Source organism: Jeotgalicoccus huakuii (assembly GCF_036665975.1).
GTDB classification, from domain to species: Bacteria; Bacillota; Bacilli; order Staphylococcales; family Salinicoccaceae; genus Jeotgalicoccus; species Jeotgalicoccus marinus.
This window is the reverse complement of the sequence record NZ_JAVIYN010000008.1, coordinates 81,468-100,068: the sequence shown is the minus strand read 5'-3', so window position 1 is coordinate 100,068 and position 18,601 is coordinate 81,468. Positions and strand designations below refer to the sequence as shown.

Sequence of the window (18,601 nt, the reverse complement as noted above, 5' to 3'; positions counted from 1 at the left end):
CTGAGATATGAACATGTTCATATCTCAGAAAAAAATTTATTTTATTCAACTGTAAACTTAAGTGACATCAGGTCAGTCCGAGTTTTTTTATTGCCCTGGCGGGTTTTTTGGCGATGCAATTTTTCCTGCTTTTCTTTCCTTATGCAGTCTGTAACGATAACCCGCTAGAATGATTGCAATCACAATCAGACATTCCGCTACCGGGTAAAAGGCACCGAAGAATGTTAAAAAGATGACACCAATAAACATCAAAATATAGATAACAATGGTTTGCCACCATTTTACTTTACGGGCGAAGCCTAAGTGATAAACAATCGCACAAAGTACAAATATTGTGATTAACAAGTACCACATTCCAGTATCAGGATTTGAATCCAGACCATATAATCTCCCGAAAAACGTTAATCTCTCTTGGACGTTACTAACATCCGATGCGTTTAGGAGAATGAGTTGGTTTAACAACTGCCTCACTCCACTTCAGATAATTAATTACTCTTCTTATTCGCTTTTTCACGTGCATTTTTTTCAAGAATTTTTTTACGCATACGGATTGATTCTGGTGTAACTTCAACGAGCTCATCGTCGTTAATATATTCTAGTGCTTCCTCAAGCGTTAAAGTTCTTGGTTTCTTCATTGTTGAAGTTTGTTCTTTAGTCGCTGAACGAATGTTATTCGCCGCTTTAACTTTAGTAATGTTTACAGCAAGATCATTTTCACGTGAGTTTTCTCCTACGATCATACCTTCATAAACTTCAGTTCCAGGTTCAGTAAAGTTTGTACCTCGACCTTCTAAAGCTAATATTGCGTAAGTACTTGCTGCACCTTTATCTATTGATACAAGTACACCATTTCTTCTACCACCGATGCGTCCTTTAACTGCTGGACGGTAATCCTCAAATGTATGGTTCATTATACCATATCCACTTGTCATGGACATAAATTCAGTTCTATAACCAATTAAACCACGAGCAGGAATCATAAATACTAAGCGTGTCTGGCCGTTACCAGTTGACGCCATATCTAACATTTCACCTTTTCTTTCACCCATGGACTCAATAATGCTACCTGTATTTGAATCTGGCACATCTATTTGTACACGTTCAAACGGTTCACATGTTACCCCATCTATTTCACGATGGATGACTTCAGGTTTAGACACTTGTAATTCATAGCCTTCACGGCGAAGATTCTCAACTAAAATGGATAAGTGTAACTCACCACGTCCCGAAACTCTCCATGCATCTGGACGATCAGTTGGATCAACGCGTAGTGAAACGTCAGTTTCTAATTCAAGTTCAAGACGTTCTTCAATTTTTCTAGCTGTAACATGTTTACCTTCTCTACCTGCAAATGGTGAGTTATTTACAGAGAAAGTCATTTGCAAGGTCGGTTCATCAATTCTTAAGACCGGCAATGCTTCTTGTGCATCTACAGGTGTAATTGTCTCACCAACGTTGATGTCTTCCATTCCACTGATTGCAATTAAATCACCAGCTTTGGCACTGTTAACCTCTACACGGTTTAAACCTAAGAAACCAAAGATTTTAGTGACACGGAAGTTCTTAATCGAACCATCTATTTTAAGTAGTGATACGGTTTGGCCGACCTCAATTGTTCCTCTGAACACTCTACCTACACCAATACGACCAACGTATTCGTTATAGTCCAGTAGCGCGACTTGGAACTGTAACGGTTCATCACTATTGTCTATAGGCGCTGGTACATAATCGATAATTGTGTCATAGATAGATTGCATGTTTTCATCTTGCTTATCAGATTCAAGACTTGCAGTCCCGTTCATAGCTGATGCATATACAACTGGGAACTCCAACTGGTCGTCATTTGCATCAAGCTCGATAAATAGTTCTAACACATCGTCAACGACTTCATTCGGACGTGCACTCGGTTTATCTATTTTATTAACTACAACAACTGGTTTCAAGTTTTGTTCTAAAGCTTTTTTAAGTACGAAACGTGTCTGAGGCATTGTACCTTCATAAGCATCTACAACTAAAATTACCCCATCAACCATCTTCATAATACGTTCTACTTCACCACCGAAATCGGCGTGTCCTGGGGTATCTAAGATGTTGATACGTGTACCGTTATAGTCAATTGCTGTATTCTTAGCAAGTATTGTGATTCCACGCTCACGCTCAATATCATTTGAGTCCATAGCGCGTTCTTCTACATGTTCATTTTCACGGAAGATTCCTGATTGTTTTAATAGCTGATCTACTAGTGTCGTTTTTCCGTGGTCTACGTGTGCGATAATTGCAATATTTCTTACATTTTCTCTCAGGTTCATCAAGAGGATTTTCCCTTCGTATATAGAGTTACTTTATAACCGTAACATTATATCATATAATTTACATATCTGAATATATTCTCATGCAATTTTTTTATGATATAATTTTGAATAAGACAAAAATTTAGGGGCTACGTTTCAAATGGAGAAAAAGAAATCTAAATCTATATTTTTTATACTTGCCTGTTTAGCAGTGGCAACCATGGTTGCATTTTCTGTTTTTATAGCTGAAGAAATGGTCATAATGGCAATCTTGTCAGTGCTGATTTTCATTGGTATTTTTGGCGTCGGCTTTACATTAAAAAAGAAATATCGTGAAAATGGTTGGTTTTAATACTAATTTTATAAAATTGTGTTCAAAACATAACAGTTTTAAGAATTTATACCGAAATTCTGCTAAAACTGTTATATTTTTTTGCATTTTTTAAATTATTGTCTTTTGACGACAATTTCTAAAAAATTAATAATGGTCTTATCATCAATAAGGAGACTATCTATGAAACCCAAAAATGAAAAACTGAAGGTTTACGAATTTCTTTATAACAGACTGCCTTTTAACAACGACGAAACTGAAGAGTACGAAGCCTTGCAAAAAATGGAACTTCTTGAAGAACACTTCGATTTGTATTTAAGAAAGATTGATTTAACAAATATTGAGGTTCACTGGCACTCTGAAATCTACATTGGTTCACAACATGAACTTATAAATGTGCTACTCGCAACAGAATACTGCTATTACTTATTTATACTCCATGATTTCTCTGGTGAACATTATATTAATCCATTCAATATATTAGTAAATCAAGCCCACGAGCCAGTCTATGATCTTAACAGATCTATATCAATCTATGAGAAATTTAAGGAAACCTTAATTGATGAAGGCAATTATCAGCGTCCTGTCATCGTTAAACATGTCGTATTAAATGAAACATTTAAGTTAAACAGACGCCCTAGTGAGAACTTCCTTTCCTTAAAAAACTTACCATTCTATTTAAGAGCCATCGAACATAGTGCAGTCATTAGAAAAAAGCACTTGCAGCCGGATTTAACAAAGTAAAGACGCCCCTTAATCTACCGGCTGCACGAAATAGAGCTTTCAAACAAGGTTTGAAATGTACAGATTGCCATAACTTTAATCTCTCGACGCTCAGTAGTAAACTAGTAATCTGTTCAGCTTGCCATACAATTCATAACCTTAAAGAACTAATCGTTGACTATTTCAATACTCTTTCTACAACAAACATCGCACTCTCTTTTTCAAAAAAAGAATTAAAAACACATATCGGATTATCACTCAGTAAATATACACTTTTAAAATACATTACGACCTTGTTTTATAAGGAATCAAAATATGGCCAACACTATCATTATAAATTATGAAAGTCATCGTGATACTTATGAAGCGCCTTATCGTCTTTAAAATACTGTAAAATTTCCTCGTGGATTTTAGGGTTACCACTGATTACACTTGTTGAATTAAATAACGGTAAGGATGAACCGTAAATATCGCTTGAGATATAGCCTAGCTCATTAGTAATAATAATGCCGCCTGCATAATCCCAGGGGTACAATCTGAAGAACAAGAGTGCTGAGATTTGTCCTTTGGCTAACATTGCAAATTCTAGAGCTGCAGACCCGTATGATCGTACACTTCTTGACTCCGCCATAATATTGAAAAATGAGTCCCTTGTTGTCTCTCCTAAGATTCTTTTAGGATTTACTGCTATCAATGAACTGTTTAATGGTTCATTTTTTGCTCGGTGTAATGGTTCATCATTTAAATAAGCACCTTCACCGAATTTAGCATGATATAAGTCGTGATTCATGCAATCATAGATCAATCCACAATAAGGTTTACCATCAATGAATACACCAATTGAAATGGCAAAATGCTCAGCTTGATGAACAAAATTTAAAGTACCGTCTATAGGATCGACAATCCAAATAACCCCTTCATCATCCTTAATATCTTCACCATGTCCCTCTTCACCTACTATTCTGTGTTCTGGGAAATGTTCTAAAATTTGATTATATATAAAGTTCTCAGTTTCTTTATCAACATCGGTTACTAGGTCATTTGGATTCGATTTACTATTTATATGAAAGCTTTCCAACATACGTTTTTCGATAAAACTACCAGCTTCTACAATTAAGCCTTTACCAAAGTCATATATATCCATGAAAAACACCTCAATTATTTGATTGCCGTGCATCTTTATTTTATCATAAGAGAGACCTTTTGAAAGGAGAACACATATAGATGAAATACGCATTTACACAAGCTGACTTTGATGTATTTAAAATCGATGGCCTCGATAATCGAATGGCAGAACTAATCGAACAAACAAGACCTAAATTAGAAAATTTAGGTGAGTATTTTGAAAATTATTTAACTGAATTAACTGGTGATGAAACAATTGCTCACGTCGCAAAACATGCACGGAGAACGACAAACCCACCAGATGATACTTGGGTTGCATTTAGTACCAATCCAAGAGGATATAAAATGATGCCACATTTTCAAATCGGACTTTATCAAGATCATGCATTTTGTATGTACGGTATTATATATGAGTCTAACGATAAGGAAAGGCTCGCTAAAAATTGGTTGAAAAATATAGATAAATTCGACAAACTTCCTAGAACATACCAGATATCACTCGATCATATGAAGCCAGAAAAAACGCCACTAAATAAGCTTAGCGAAGAAGAATTAGAAGCAGGACTCATTCGTCTAAGAGACGTTAAAAAAGGCGAATTCTTAGTCGGTAAAGTATATAAACCCGGTGACAAAGCATTTGAAAGTGATGAGGCCTTCATTAAAGACCTTGAAAAGGTAATGAAGCATTTACTACCTTTTTATAATGTAGACTAATCTTTATAGTTTTCATTTTAAACATATTAAAGCTTAAAAGGGGCAATCTCGATATCGAGATTGCCCCTTTTTAATACATTCATAATTTAACTCAATGAGATTCGTTCTTTTTCTACTGATGTGTGATCACATGAAGCTGCTAAGGTTTGAATTTCAGCCATTTTAGCTAGGTCTAAATTTCCACCACTCACGATTACACCAGTGTGTGTTGAGTCAATCTTGTCACCATATGCTAAGAGCGCTGCGAGTGCTGATGCACCTGCACCTTCAACCAATGATTTAGTACGCTCTAAGAGATAAATCATCGCATTTGCTATCTGACTTTCAGAAACACAGTATATCTCATCAACGTAGTCTCTTACAACTTGTTGAGTCAGCATTCCTGGAGCCTTAACTGCAATACCTTCTGCAATAGTTGAAGCTGAGGAAAGCATGACATGATCATCCTTAGTGTAATAAGACTTAAACATTGAAGGTGCATTTGCTGCTTGTACACCAATGATTTTAATAGATGGCTTGATCGCTTTTGCCGCTACAGCAATACCACTAATTAAACCACCACCACCAATCGGAGCAACAATAGTATCGAGTTCTGGTATATCTTCTAAGAATTCAAAACCAATCGTACCTTGCCCCGCCATAATGTCATAATCGTCGAACGGATGTATATACGTCGCACCCGTTAATTTCTTATGTTCTAAAGAAGCTGTGTAGGCCTCTTGGAAACTTTGACCAACTAGATTAACATCTGCACCGTAACCTTTTGTCGCCACTACTTTAGCACTTGGCGTGCCTTCTGGCATAAAGATTGTCGCTTTGGCACCGACTTTTTTAGCCGCTAATGCAACACCTTGGGCATGGTTTCCTGCTGAGGCAGTTACTACACCAGCTTCAATTTCAGCTAAGTTTAGTTTAGATATCTTATAAGATGCGCCGCGGAACTTAAACGCTCCCGTTTTTTGATGATTCTCTAACTTCATATATACGTTTTTACCTGTCATTCTATTTGTCGTTTGTGATGTAATAACAGGTGTTTTGTGCACACTTCCTCGCAAGTATTCCATAGCATCTCTGACTAAGTCACCATTTAACGAATTCCCAAAGAACCACGCTCCTCATATTGATTTATTTTATCTTCATTTAGTAAAGTAAGTGAAATATCATCCCAACCATTAATTAATTTTTCTTTATGATAGGCTGGTATGTCGAATTCAATTACTTCACTATCTGAAGTTTTAATTGTTTGATTTTCTAAATCTACATCTAAAGTAAATGTTCCATCTAAAGCTTTACCTTGCCATTCGTTTACTTTTTCTTCCCCTAGCTTTATTAATATCATGCCGTTTTTAAAAGCGTTTGAATAAAAGATATCGGCAAAACTCGGTGCAATAATGACTTTATAGCCATAGTCCAACAATGCCCAAGGTGCATGTTCTCTTGAAGAACCACATCCAAAATTATCTCCTGCAATTAGTACAGAAGCACCGTCAAACTCTGGGTCATCCATATTGAAATCAGTTCTTTTAGTACCGTCATCGTGGAATCGCCAATTATGAAATACAAATTCTCCAAAACCTGTACGTTCAATACGTTTTAAAAACTGCTTTGGAATAATTTGATCGGTATCGACATTCGAACGATTTAGAGGATACACTTTCCCACTATGATATGAAATTGCCTCCATTATTCTCCTCCTCCTTACGCCATTACTTTATGTTGATATCGTCTGACATCTACAAAGCGTCCGTTAATCGCTGCTGCTGCTGCCATTTCAGGGCTGACAAGATGTGTTCTTGCACCATTACCCTGACGGCCTTCAAAGTTACGATTTGAACTAGAAGCACAACGACCACCAGCTGGGACTTGGTCATCATTCATACCAAGGCAAGCACTACATCCTGCATTTCTCCATTCAAATCCCGCTTCAATAAATACCTTATCAATACCAAGTGCCTCTGCTTCTTGTTTAACAAGGAAGGATCCTGGTACCACAATCGCTTTGACACCTTCTTTAACTTTGTTTCCTTTGATGATGTCTGATGCACGTTGTAGGTCAAGCACTCTAGAGTTAGTACAAGAACCGATGAAGACGTGGTCGATTTCTATGTCAGTAATCGGTGTGTTTTCTTCAAGTCCCATATACTCCAGTGCACGCTTAGTACCATCTCGATCTTTTGACTCACTAATTGACGGTGTGGTTGCACTAATCGGTACAACCATGCTTGGGTTTGTTCCCCATGAGACTTGGGGTTCGATTTGACTGGCATCTATTTCAAGTGTGGTATCATACTCTGCGCCTTCATCAGTCGCTAGACTTAACCAGTCTTTGGCAAGCTCGTTGTATTCCGCTTCATCTCTCGGTACGTAGCGACGACCTCTAAGAAAGTCAATTGTCGTTTGATCTGGTGAAATCAGACCCGCTCTTGCCCCACCTTCAATGGACATATTACATACAGTCATACGACCTTCCATTGTTAGGTTACGAACTGCTTCACCTGTATATTCAACCACGTGTCCATTACCAAAATCGACACCAAATTTAGAGATGATTGCTAGAATTAAATCCTTAGCTGTGACACCCACACCTAGCTCGCCGACCACTTTAACATTCATTGTTTTTGGTTTTGATTGATTTAATGTTTGGGTAGCAAATACGTGCTCTACTTCACTTGTACCAATACCAAAGGCTAAGGCACCAAAGGCACCATGTGTTGACGTATGAGAGTCTCCACAAACGATCGTTTTCCCTGGTTGTGTTAAACCAAGTTGTGGTCCAATGACATGAACAATCCCTTGATCTGGGTGATACATATCCGCCAATTTAATACCAAAATCAGCACAGTTTTTCTTTAAAGCATCCATTTGTTTTTGAGCGATTTCATCTTGAGGATTCTCTCTATCTTTTGTAGGCACGTTGTGATCCATAGTTGCAAAAGTAAGGTCTGGACGTCGTACTTTCCTATTATTTAGCCTTAACCCTTCAAAAGCTTGAGGTGAAGTCACTTCATGGATGAGATGTTGATCAATATATAATAAATCCGGCTTTCCTTCTTCTTCATGAACGATATGACGTTCCCAGATTTTTTCGATGATTGTTTTCTGTTTTGCCATGTTAACCTTCTCCTTTACTTTATTTTAGGTAGCTAATAATTTTTTCTGTCATTTCCGTAGTCGATAAAACTGTCGCATCTTCAATTTTCAAATCTGTCGTTACATACCCATCATTCAACACTCTATCTACTGCGTCTTCTATATTTTTAGCCTGCTCATGTAAGCCAAATGAATATTTAAGCATCATAGCAACAGAAAGAATCATGCCGATTGGATTTGCTTTATTTGTACCTGCAATATCCGGCGCTGAACCATGAATCGGTTCGTAAAGACCAAAGTCATTTTCATTTAAACTCGCTGATGGTAAAACCCCTAGAGAACCTGTAATGACAGAGGCCTCATCACTTAAAATATCACCAAATAAATTTTCTGTAACAATCACATCAAAGGATGTTGGATTAGTGATTAATTTCATTGCTGCTGCATCAACAAGTTCATGATGAACATCCACTTCAGGATAGTTCTGACTAACTTCTTCAACAATTTCTCTCCACATTCTACTCGATTCTAAAACATTCGCCTTATCCACGGATGTTAGTTTTTTTGATCTTGCCATAGCAGTTTTAAAGGCGGTATCTATAATTCTAACCATTTCTTGTCTGGTGTACGTTAGAGAATCCACTACACTATTTCCACCATCGCGACGTTCACTAGGTTGACCAAAGTACAGTCCACCCGTCAGTTCTCTAACTATCATCAAATCACTATTAGTCACAATGCTTTCTTTTAGTGGTGAGGCATGTAACAGTGCATCAAAAATTGTAACGGGTCTGAGATTTGCATAGAGATTAAAATGTTTTCTAATCTGTAAAAGACCTTGTTCCGGCCTTAAAGTAGTGTCGGCCCATTTAGGTCCACCAACTGCACCGAGTAGGATTGCGTCACTTTGTTCACAAGCATTAATTGTTGATTCTGGTAGTGGCGCGCCATGATTATCTATGGCGCTGCCTCCTATGTCATGTTCTGACGTTGTTAATTGAATTTTTTCTGTCTCTGATATTGCAGTTATAACCTTTTTCGCAGCTGCCATTATCTCTGGTCCAATACCATCGCCAGGAAGTAGTGCTATATGTTTTTTCACTTTATACGCTCCTTCTACGATTGAACCGTCTCAATTTGATTATTTGCTTTCTCACTCATTAAATAGCGATTTACTGCATTTATATATGCATTTGCAGATGCTTCTAACACATCTTGAGCAGTTCCTCGACCAGAGAATCGGTTATTATTAACGTTAATCTGAACTCTTGCCTCGGCGAGTGCATCTTTGCCTCCACCAACTGAAGACAATTGATAATCTAAAAGGTTAGTCTGTTCACTTAAAATGCCTTGTATTGCTTCATAGAGCACTTCAACGCTACCTTTCCCTGTAACTTCATGAGTCGTTTCTTCATTTGTAGGTGTCGTAACGACTATACTCGCTCTCGTCTGTCCATCCTGTTCATAGTTAACTTGAAAATTATTTAAAGTGTAGCGTTCAAGATTGGCTGCATCAGTTTTGATTTCCATTATAATTGCGTAGATATCATCGTCTGTTACTTCTTTTTTATGGTCCGTTAGAACCTTGAAGTTTTTAAAAGCTTCACTTAGTTCATCTTCAGTCAATTCAATTTTGAACGACTTCACCTTATCTTTAAAAGCATGGCGTCCAGAATGTTTACCTAGGAAGAGCGTGTTTGCAGATTCTGCTGACACACCCACTAGAGCTGGTGAAATAATTTCATATGTTTCAGAATTTTTCAACATGCCATCTTGGTGTATTCCAGCCTCATGTGCATAAGCATTTCGACCGATGATTGCTTTATTTGGCTGAACTGACATACCAGTTAATTTAGCAACAATATCACTGGAACGTTTAATCTCATTTAATACAAGATTCGTCTTAAAATTGTATGCATCCGATCGAATATGAAGTGCGACTGCAATTTCCTCTAATGCTGCATTGCCTGCTCTTTCACCAATACCATTAATTGAAACTTCAATCTGACGTGCACCGTTTTCGATGCCTGCAATAGAATTTGCAACTGCCATACCTAAATCGTTATGACAATGCGTGGATAAAATTGCCTTTTCTATGTTCGGTACATTTTCACTCACATATTTAAACATTTCACCGTATTCTTTTGGAGTCGAATACCCAACCGTATCCGGTAAGTTAATGATTGTCGCACCGGCGTCAATTACAGCTTCTATGATTTCAGCGAGGAAAGGGAGTTCTGTTCTTGAAGCATCTTCTGCAGACCACTCCACTTCATCAAATAATGTCTTCGCATATTTAACCATCTCTACAGAGGTCTCAAGCACTTCTTGTTGTGTTTTTTTGAGTTTAAATTCCCTGTGGATCGGGCTTGTAGCCAAGAATACATGAAGTTTTGATTTCTCAGCATTCTTCAATGCTTCATAAGCTCGGTCGATGTCACTTTTCTTTGCTCTTGCAAGTGCGGTTACAGTAGAATTTTTTACTGTGTCGGCTATGAGTTTCACTGCTTGAAAATCACCTTCTGAAGAGGCAGGAAAACCCGCTTCTATGACATCAACTCCGAGTCGTTCTAATTGTTTTGCAATCTCCAGTTTTTCTTCTTTATTTAAATTGACCCCAGGAGATTGTTCTCCGTCTCTAAGTGTAGTATCAAAAATTTTAATGTCAGTAATATCAGTCATAACGAACTTCCTCTCTTCAGTGTTTTTTATCTAATTGGATTTTGGACAAAAGGCATTAGTTCTCTTAGGTTTTGTCCTACTTCTGTAATTGGATGCTTGTATTCACTATTGTTGATTGCGTTATATTGTGGTCTACCTGCTTGGTTTTCTGTAATCCAACCTTTAGCAAATTGTCCATTTTGAATCTCTTTAAGTACCTCACCCATACGAGCTTTCGTTTCTTCATTGATTACTCTAGGTCCACTTACGAAGTCACCCCACTGCGCTGTATCAGAAATTGAATAACGCATATTTTCAAGACCGCCTTCATACATAAGGTCAACAATTAGCTTTAATTCGTGAAGACATTCAAAGTAAGCAACTTCAGGCTGATAGCCCGCTTCGGTTAAAGTTTCAAAACCTGCTTTTACTAATGATGTTAAACCACCACATAGTACAGCTTGTTCTCCGAATAGATCTGTCTCAGTTTCCTCTTGGAAAGAAGTTTCTAATACACCGGCTCTAGCGGCACCGATACCACTTGCATAAGCCTTAGCAACTTCACTTGCCTGACCTGTTACATCTTGGAATACACCGTATAAAGCTGGCACACCTGCTTCTTCTTGGAATGTACGGCGGACTAAGTGACCCGGTCCTTTCGGTGCAACTAAGAATACATCGATATTATCTGGAGGTACGATTTGGTTAAAATGAATATTGAATCCATGGGCAAATGCCAAGGCACTATTTTCTTTTAAGTTATCTTTAATTTCATCTTCATATACCTTTGGTTGACCTTCATCTGGTAAAAGTACCATTGTGATATCCGCTTCTTTAACTGCTTCACTAACAGCTTTTACGTCGAAACCATCTTCCTTAGCTCTTTCAAATGATTTACCTTGACGAAGTCCGATAATTACATTATGACCACTGTCTCTAAGATTTTGAGCGTGGGCATGTCCTTGTGATCCATAGCCCACAATCGCTACTGTTTTTCCTTGTAATACTTCATTGTTGATATCTTTGTCATAGTAAACTTTAGTCATAATAATAACTCCCTTTTATATATAATTTATTTGATTAAACACTAAGTGTTTTTAAATCCTGAATATTCTTTTGCTGACCACGCCTGAAGGCTGTGACACCTGTACGTGATAAATCTTTTAATCCATATGGTGTTAAGAGTTCAATTAATGCATCCACCTTATCGGGCTTCCCGGTGACTTCGATGATTAATGAGTTTTTTGAAACATCAAGTACCCTGGCTCTAAAAGGCTCAATTATGCTTTGAATTTCTGCTCTTGAAGTATTATTTGCACCTACCTTGATTAAGGCAAGTTCTCTTGCAACTATTTTCGATTCAGTTATGTCATCAACTTTCAGTACATCAATTTGCTTGTGCAATTGTTTTGTTAATTGCTCTGCACTTTTATCATTTAGCATATCGACGACAATTGTCATCTTAGATATACCTTCAATTTCTGATGCACCTACAGTGATGCTTTCGATGTTAAATCCTCTTTTTGATAACATGCCTGTAATTCTGTTTAAGACCCCACTGGAGTTTTGAACGGTTAAAGTGATTACTCTTCTCATTTTTTCACTCCTATCATTTCATGATTCCCTTTACCTGCAGGTACCATCGGGCAAACGAGATCCAGTTTTTCTACTCTTGCATCGATTAATACAGGTTCATCAGAGTTTAGAGCCGCATATAATTCATTTGATACTTCATCACACTTAGTAAATCGATAAGACTTTATTGAGAAGCTTTCACCGAGTTTTACAAAGTCAGGATTAGTCTGCATCAATGACTCAGAATAACGCTCATCATAGAACGCTTCTTGCCACTGTCTAACCATTCCTAGCGCTTCATTATTAACAATGACAACTTTAACTGGTAAATTGTATTGTTTTAAAGTTGCTAATTCTTGCATCGTCATCTGAAAACCACCGTCACCAACGATTGCTACTACTTTCTTATCTGGACGCGCAAGCTGTGCACCAATTGCTGCGGGTAAACCGAAGCCCATCGTTCCAAGACCACCAGATGTAACAAAGTGATTTGGTTGATTAAACTGATAAAACTGTGCACTCCACATTTGATGTTGTCCAACATCTGTTGTCACAATTGCTTGACCTTCCGTCGCCTTATAGATATCTTCGATAAATTTTTGCGGTGATAGTAAATCTCTATCTTCGTCATACCAAAGTGGATACTCACTCTTATTTCTGGCGATTAACTGCATCCAAGCATCTGTGTTTTTCATTTCAAAGGATTCTTTGTTCATCATCTCCAAAGCTTCCTTAGCATCTGCAACAACTGGTATTTGTGTTTCAATGTTTTTACCGATTTCAGCTGGGTCTATATCAATATGTGCGACCTTGGCATGGGGTGCAAAGTCTGAAATCTTACCAGTCAACCTGTCATCGAAACGGGCTCCGATATTGATGAGTAAATCCGATTCATGGATTGCCATATTAGCAGTGTAGGTGCCATGCATCCCTGCCATTCCAAGGAAGTGCTCATCATCTGCTTCAAACACACCCAGACCGAGTAAAGTCGATACCACTGGTAAGTTGTACTGCTTAACGAATCGTTTCAATTCATCTGAAGCTTTAGCAAATTGAACACCTGCACCAGTTAGGACCACTGGCCTTTCTGCCTTTTCTAAGGCATCCATCAAACGGTTAATCTGTAAGGGGTTCGGTTTTGTTGTTGGTTGATAACCTGGTAGACGGAGGTCACTTGGATAATCACTTTCTACAGTTGCTTCTGAAATATTTTTCGGTATGTCTACTACGACAGGACCTGGTCTACCAGTTGATGCGATGTGAAAGGCTTCTTTTACTGTACGTTTTAAGTCTTTTACATCAGTTACTTGGTAGTTGTGTTTAGTAATTGGTGTCGTTAAGCCGATGATATCTGCTTCTTGAAAGGCATCTGTACCGATTACTTTCGTTGACACTTGACCAGTAAAAACGACTATTGGTAGAGAGTCCATCATGGCATCCGTAATACCTGTTATAAGGTTAGTAGCGCCTGGTCCACTTGTTGCGATAACAACACCAGGTTCTCCGCTTACCCTTGCATAACCTTCCGCTGCATGTATTAAGCCTTGTTCATGTCTACAAAGAATGTGTTTAAATGAACGCTCCTGGCGATATAAAGCATCGTAGATTGGTAAAACAGCACCACCAGGGTAACCAAACACTGTATCAACATTCTGTTCAGCGAGTGCTTCGACAAGTAGGTCTGCCCCTGTTTTTATATTCGTCATCACTTCTTCGGCACGTTCAACTTCAACTTTCATATTGTCTTCCTCCTTATAGCATAAACTTAAAATAAAAAATCTCTTTTCTCCTAAGAGTGTCATAATGACAATCTTGGGGAGAAAAGAGATTTCCACGGTACCACCCAACTTTACATATACCTTAAGATATATGCCTTAGAAACTAGCCAAAACGACTAGTTAAAATAAATAACGAGTTTTAACCCGTCCCAGCCTACTACTTTTCAGCCGGGCACTCAGGGATGAGAATCAATGCTGCGGTATTTCGGATTTCCACCAACCATCCGATCTCTGTGAAGTACACTTCAGCTTCGACGTTCCCTTCAACGTTTTGTTTTTAATTTTGAATTATTAGACTATTTAAATTTCTTAATGAATGTATAATAACCCGTTAAATTAGTAAAATCAACAGCTAAATCCAAATAATTTTAAATTATCTAACATTTCTGAAAATGAAATCGTTTACAACATTGTTATATCAATATTTTAAAATTTTAAAAGTTTTTGTGTATATTTACATCAAATTCTTATGATCGATTGGCTATAAAAAAGCTGCTACTAGACAACAAACGTCTAGTAGCAGTGATATTTTTAATTTTTATAATTTAGTTTTTACCTGCTAGATCATCTCTATTAAAGAAGTCAGTAATCGCACCCTTAGATGACGACGATACGATATGTGCATATTTACCAAGCACACCTTTAGAGAACAACGGTGGTAAAATTAAATCTGCACGACGTTGACTCAGTTCTTCATCAGATACATCGAAGGACAGTTCTTTTTTATCCTGATCGATTGTTACAATGTCACCGGTTTTAATTAAAGCGACATTCCCTCCATCTTGTGCTTCTGGTGCAATATGTCCGACAACTAAGCCGTGGGTTCCACCACTAAAACGTCCGTCAGTTAGGAGCGCGACATCTTCGCCGAGTCCCTTACCAACGATTAAGCTAGATAATGAAAGCATTTCTGGCATACCTGGACCACCTTTAGGACCAACATAGCGGACGATTACAACGTCACCTTTAACGACTTCATTGGCCATAACAGCTTCAATCGCCTCTTGTTCTGTATCGTAAACTTTTGCAGGGCCCACATGACGTCGTACTTTAACCCCTGATACTTTGGCAACAGCACCTTCAGTTGCTAAGTTACCTTTAAGTACGATAAGCGGACCGTCTTTACGCTTAGGATTCTCTAATGGCATGATAACATCTTGACCAGGTGTTAAATCTTCTACTTCATTAAGATTTTCAGCAACTGTCTTACCAGTTACTGTTAAGCAGTCACCGTGGATATATCCTCTGTCATAAAGATATTTCATAACACCATGAACACCACCGACTTTAAATAAATCTTGGAAAACATATTTGCCAGATGGTTTTAAGTCAGCAAGATGGGGAACTTTTTCTTGGAAAGTATTGAAATCTTCAATTGTTAAATCTACTTCAGCTGCATGTGCAATCGCCAGTAAGTGTAGAATAGCATTTGTAGAACCACCAAGTGCTAAAACGACAGTAATCGCATTTTCAAAAGCCTCACGCGTTAAGATATCTCTAGGGTAAATACCTTTTTCAAGCAAATGCATTACTGCCTTACCAGCTTCATATACATCTTGTTCCTTTTCCTTTGTTACCGCAGGATTAGATGCAGACCCTGGTAAACTTAACCCCATAGCTTCAATAGCAGCTGCCATTGTGTTTGCAGTGTACATCCCACCACAAGCTCCTGGTCCAGGACAAGCTGAACACTCTACACGTTTTAATTGATCATCTGTGACGTCACCATTGTTCCATTTACCGACACCTTCAAACACAGATACTAAGTCTATATCTTTACCTTCATGACGTCCAGGTGCGATCGTACCACCGTAGACAAAGACTGCTGGGATATTAGTATTCGCAATTGCTATTGCACAGCCCGGCATATTTTTATCGCACCCTCCGATAGCAACAAAAGAATCAAAGTTCTGACCCTGAACCATTGTTTCAATTGAATCAGCAATAATGTCACGGGACGGTAGGGAGAAACGCATACCTGGTGTCCCCATTGCAATACCATCTGCGACTGTAATCGTATTAAATTGAATTGGCACACCGCCGGCTTCTGCAACACCCTCTTTCGCGAATTTCGCAAGATCATTCAAGTGAATGTTACACGGTGTCGTCTCTGCCCAGTTACTAACGACACCAATTTGTGGTTTTTCAAAGCTTTCATCAGTAAAACCAACAGCTCTTAACATTGCTCTGTTTGGTGCTTTTACATTACTTTCTGAATAAACATGTGATCTGATTCTGATATCTTTCTTCCCTGTCATATTAGCCCCACCTTATTAATTCTTAATATTATTTAAGTTTTCTTCTGACATATTATTCTCCTGTTTACTATCTTGTGAATTCTGCTTCATCTTACTCATCCAGTTTGCTACGAGTGAACCTGATATATTGTGCCATACGCTAAATAGTGCACCTGGTACTGCTGCAATTGGAGAGAAGTGTGTTGTTGCAAGTGTCGCTGCTAATCCTGAGTTTTGCATGCCAACTTCTATAGATACTGTTTTAGTATCACTTAAGTCAAAACGTAAAACTCTACCTAGTAGAAAACCAACTAAATAGCCTAATAAATTATGCAAGATTACAACGCCAAAAATTAATAAGCCTGAACTGATAATGTTTTCTACATTGTTAGACACCACTGCTGATAACACTCCAATAATACCGATAACAGAAATCAGTGGGAGTATTCCTATTGCTTTTTCTACTTTATTACCAAGTAGATACTGCACTAATATACCTAGGGCAATGGGTAATAAGACAATTTGTATTATAGAAACAAACATTGAGGAAAATGACACTGGTAACCATGCACTAGCGAGTAAAAGTGTCAATGATGGTGTTATAATCGGTGCTAACAAGGTAGAAACAGCTGTTGCAGTTACCGATAAAGCCATATTTCCTTTGGCAAGATATGTCATTACATTTGATGATGTCCCACCTGGTGAACAACCAACAAGAATGACTCCAATCGCAATTTCAGCTGGTAATTGGAATAAAAAGACAAGTCCAACAGCAATGAGTGGCATGATTGTATATTGAGCAATTACTAAAGTAATTACCTCTTTAGGTGCTGTAATGACCTGTTTAAAATCTTTAAATTTTAATGTTAATCCCATACCAAACATAATGATACCTAGTAGGATATTTATGTATGGTGAAATCCATTGAAAACCACCAGGTACTACAAATGCTAGGACTGCAAAAATGATGACCCAAACTGCAAAAGTATTTCCTATAAATGTGCTAAAACGAATTAATGCATTCAAATGATGACCTCCATGGCGTTGTGATTTAGTTATAAAAGGTATCATATCAGAAAATTATGAGTTTTAGAATGATAATAATTGATTATTTATTAAATTCTGATAACTATATTTACACTTTTATTTTTAAATCATTTGATTTTATAGCATTGTTATCGTTTACAAACCTCTTAACTTTAAGTATAAATTTACACATAAAAATAACCAATCCCAGCACATACTAGGATTGGTTTTCTGTAAAATTCTATTCTCTATTTCTTCGATCTACATTATTTCGTCTTGTTTGTGACGGGTCTTCCCTATCGATATCATCAAAATCATCTAACTTACTTTCATTATTATAATCATACTCTTTATCTGTCGTTGGATGTTCTCTTGTGTCATTTTGTTGATAATCTGACTCATCTATACGATCGAATTTACGAGTACTTTCAATATCATCATTTGAGGTTGTCTCATCGACATAACCTGAGTTATCCGATTCATTCTCATAGCGTTTAACATCTTCATCTTCATGTCTGACAGCTTGACGATCTCGGTAGTTATTATCTAGCGCACTTTCTCTCTCTGGAGTAGCATCATGTTTGATTACAGTGTCTTTTCTAGCGAACAATAGAATTGCTGCAATTACAAAGAATAGTGATGAAATTAATGTAACAAATAATGGCGCTGCTAATATTGCTGCAATAAGTAAGAGAATGCCTGCTAGAATTCTACGTTTCATATTCACCAGACCAAGAATAGCAACTATTAATGGTAATGCTAGATATAAAGCAATAGCCCAGAAATTACCTAATATATCAATTGTCATATCTATGACCGCTTGAGGGTCAGTACCTTGTAAGTTTTGATTCGCTAACTCAGTTTCCATCTGTGATGTAAATTGATCAATTGTTGCCTGATCGTTCATATAAACTAAAGAAAAAAACAGTAGTCCTGCTGCAATAGCAAGTAAGATAAGCCATCCTAGCCATCCAAAAATTCTTTCAGCGATACGGCTAGCTGGTTTTACAGTTTGTACATACTCCTTTGCCATAGTAATCCTCCTAAAAT

The 18,601-nt window shown here is 37.6% G+C and carries 17 protein-coding genes and 1 other annotated feature; of the genes, 3 read left to right on the top strand and 14 right to left on the bottom strand.

From position 1 onward, the window contains the following. Positions 1-87 precede the first annotated feature (87 nt). Together V6E76_RS05900 and typA are read right to left on the bottom strand one after the other, a co-directional pair. Positions 88-462, bottom strand: coding sequence for a YlaH-like family protein (locus V6E76_RS05900; protein WP_235678920.1), 375 nt, complete (start codon positions 460-462; stop codon positions 88-90). 23 nt (positions 463-485) lie between these two features. Then, a complete protein-coding gene (gene typA / locus V6E76_RS05895) occupies positions 486-2,312 on the bottom strand; it encodes a translational GTPase TypA (RefSeq protein WP_247350842.1) in 1,827 nt (608 codons plus the stop codon). A 139-nt stretch (positions 2,313-2,451) separates the two neighbouring features. Between typA and V6E76_RS05890 the strand changes: the two genes are divergently transcribed. Both V6E76_RS05890 and V6E76_RS05885 read left to right on the top strand, forming a co-directional pair. Continuing rightward, entirely contained in the window at positions 2,452-2,643 is a 192-nt protein-coding gene (locus tag V6E76_RS05890; RefSeq protein ID WP_026867503.1) for a DUF5325 family protein, read from the top strand. Positions 2,644-2,805: 162 nt separating this feature from the next. Then, a complete protein-coding gene (locus tag V6E76_RS05885; protein ID WP_247350828.1) occupies positions 2,806-3,366 on the top strand; it encodes a hypothetical protein in 561 nt (186 codons plus the stop codon). Between the two features lie 310 nt (positions 3,367-3,676). On the opposite strand, the gene V6E76_RS05880 is transcribed toward V6E76_RS05885, so the two are convergent. Then, complete coding sequence (locus V6E76_RS05880; RefSeq protein ID WP_247350827.1) at positions 3,677-4,489, bottom strand: inositol monophosphatase family protein; 813 nt, start codon at positions 4,487-4,489, stop codon at positions 3,677-3,679. An 80-nt stretch (positions 4,490-4,569) separates the two neighbouring features. On the opposite strand from V6E76_RS05880, the gene V6E76_RS05875 reads away from it, so the two are divergent. Beyond that, positions 4,570-5,184 (top strand): DUF1054 domain-containing protein, encoded by a 615-nt coding sequence (locus tag V6E76_RS05875; protein ID WP_247350824.1) that lies wholly within the window; start codon positions 4,570-4,572, stop codon positions 5,182-5,184. Positions 5,185-5,270: 86 nt separating this feature from the next. Here V6E76_RS05875 and V6E76_RS05870 read toward each other — a convergent pair whose 3' ends face one another. From V6E76_RS05870 to V6E76_RS05820, 11 genes are all read right to left on the bottom strand, one after another. Continuing rightward, positions 5,271-6,248 carry a threonine ammonia-lyase gene (locus V6E76_RS05870; protein ID WP_499797727.1) on the bottom strand — a complete coding sequence of 326 codons (978 nt, stop codon included), beginning with the start codon at positions 6,246-6,248 and terminating at the stop codon, positions 5,271-5,273. A 23-nt stretch (positions 6,249-6,271) separates the two neighbouring features. Continuing rightward, positions 6,272-6,868, bottom strand: a complete 597-nt coding sequence (gene leuD, locus V6E76_RS05865; protein WP_166627158.1) for a 3-isopropylmalate dehydratase small subunit — start codon at positions 6,866-6,868, stop codon at positions 6,272-6,274. 14 nt (positions 6,869-6,882) lie between these two features. Continuing rightward, entirely contained in the window at positions 6,883-8,295 is a 1,413-nt protein-coding gene (gene leuC, locus V6E76_RS05860; RefSeq protein WP_247350820.1) for a 3-isopropylmalate dehydratase large subunit, read from the bottom strand. Positions 8,296-8,314: 19 nt separating this feature from the next. Next, entirely contained in the window at positions 8,315-9,376 is a 1,062-nt protein-coding gene (leuB, locus tag V6E76_RS05855; RefSeq protein WP_247350803.1) for a 3-isopropylmalate dehydrogenase, read from the bottom strand. A 14-nt stretch (positions 9,377-9,390) separates the two neighbouring features. Next, positions 9,391-10,947 (bottom strand): 2-isopropylmalate synthase, encoded by a 1,557-nt coding sequence (locus V6E76_RS05850; protein ID WP_247350856.1) that lies wholly within the window; start codon positions 10,945-10,947, stop codon positions 9,391-9,393. A gap of 35 nt (positions 10,948-10,982) precedes the next feature. Then, entirely contained in the window at positions 10,983-11,981 is a 999-nt protein-coding gene (gene ilvC / locus V6E76_RS05845; protein WP_247350785.1) for a ketol-acid reductoisomerase, read from the bottom strand. A 34-nt stretch (positions 11,982-12,015) separates the two neighbouring features. Then, positions 12,016-12,531: an acetolactate synthase small subunit gene (ilvN, locus tag V6E76_RS05840; RefSeq protein WP_247350782.1), complete on the bottom strand. Its 516-nt coding sequence runs from the start codon at positions 12,529-12,531 to the stop codon at positions 12,016-12,018. Next, entirely contained in the window at positions 12,528-14,249 is a 1,722-nt protein-coding gene (gene ilvB / locus V6E76_RS05835) for a biosynthetic-type acetolactate synthase large subunit (protein WP_247350765.1), read from the bottom strand. The genes ilvN and ilvB overlap by 4 nt, the downstream gene beginning before the upstream one ends. Positions 14,250-14,320: 71 nt before the next feature. Next, positions 14,321-14,564, bottom strand: a binding site (T-box leader). Positions 14,565-14,833: 269 nt separating this feature from the next. Continuing rightward, complete coding sequence (gene ilvD, locus V6E76_RS05830; RefSeq protein ID WP_247350754.1) at positions 14,834-16,546, bottom strand: dihydroxy-acid dehydratase; 1,713 nt, start codon at positions 16,544-16,546, stop codon at positions 14,834-14,836. 15 nt (positions 16,547-16,561) lie between these two features. Then, positions 16,562-17,551, bottom strand: a complete 990-nt coding sequence (locus tag V6E76_RS05825; protein WP_247350746.1) for a bile acid:sodium symporter family protein — start codon at positions 17,549-17,551, stop codon at positions 16,562-16,564. Between the two features lie 241 nt (positions 17,552-17,792). Then, positions 17,793-18,584, bottom strand: a complete 792-nt coding sequence (locus V6E76_RS05820) for a DUF4064 domain-containing protein (protein ID WP_247350743.1) — start codon at positions 18,582-18,584, stop codon at positions 17,793-17,795. Between the last annotated feature and the right edge of the window lie 17 nt (positions 18,585-18,601).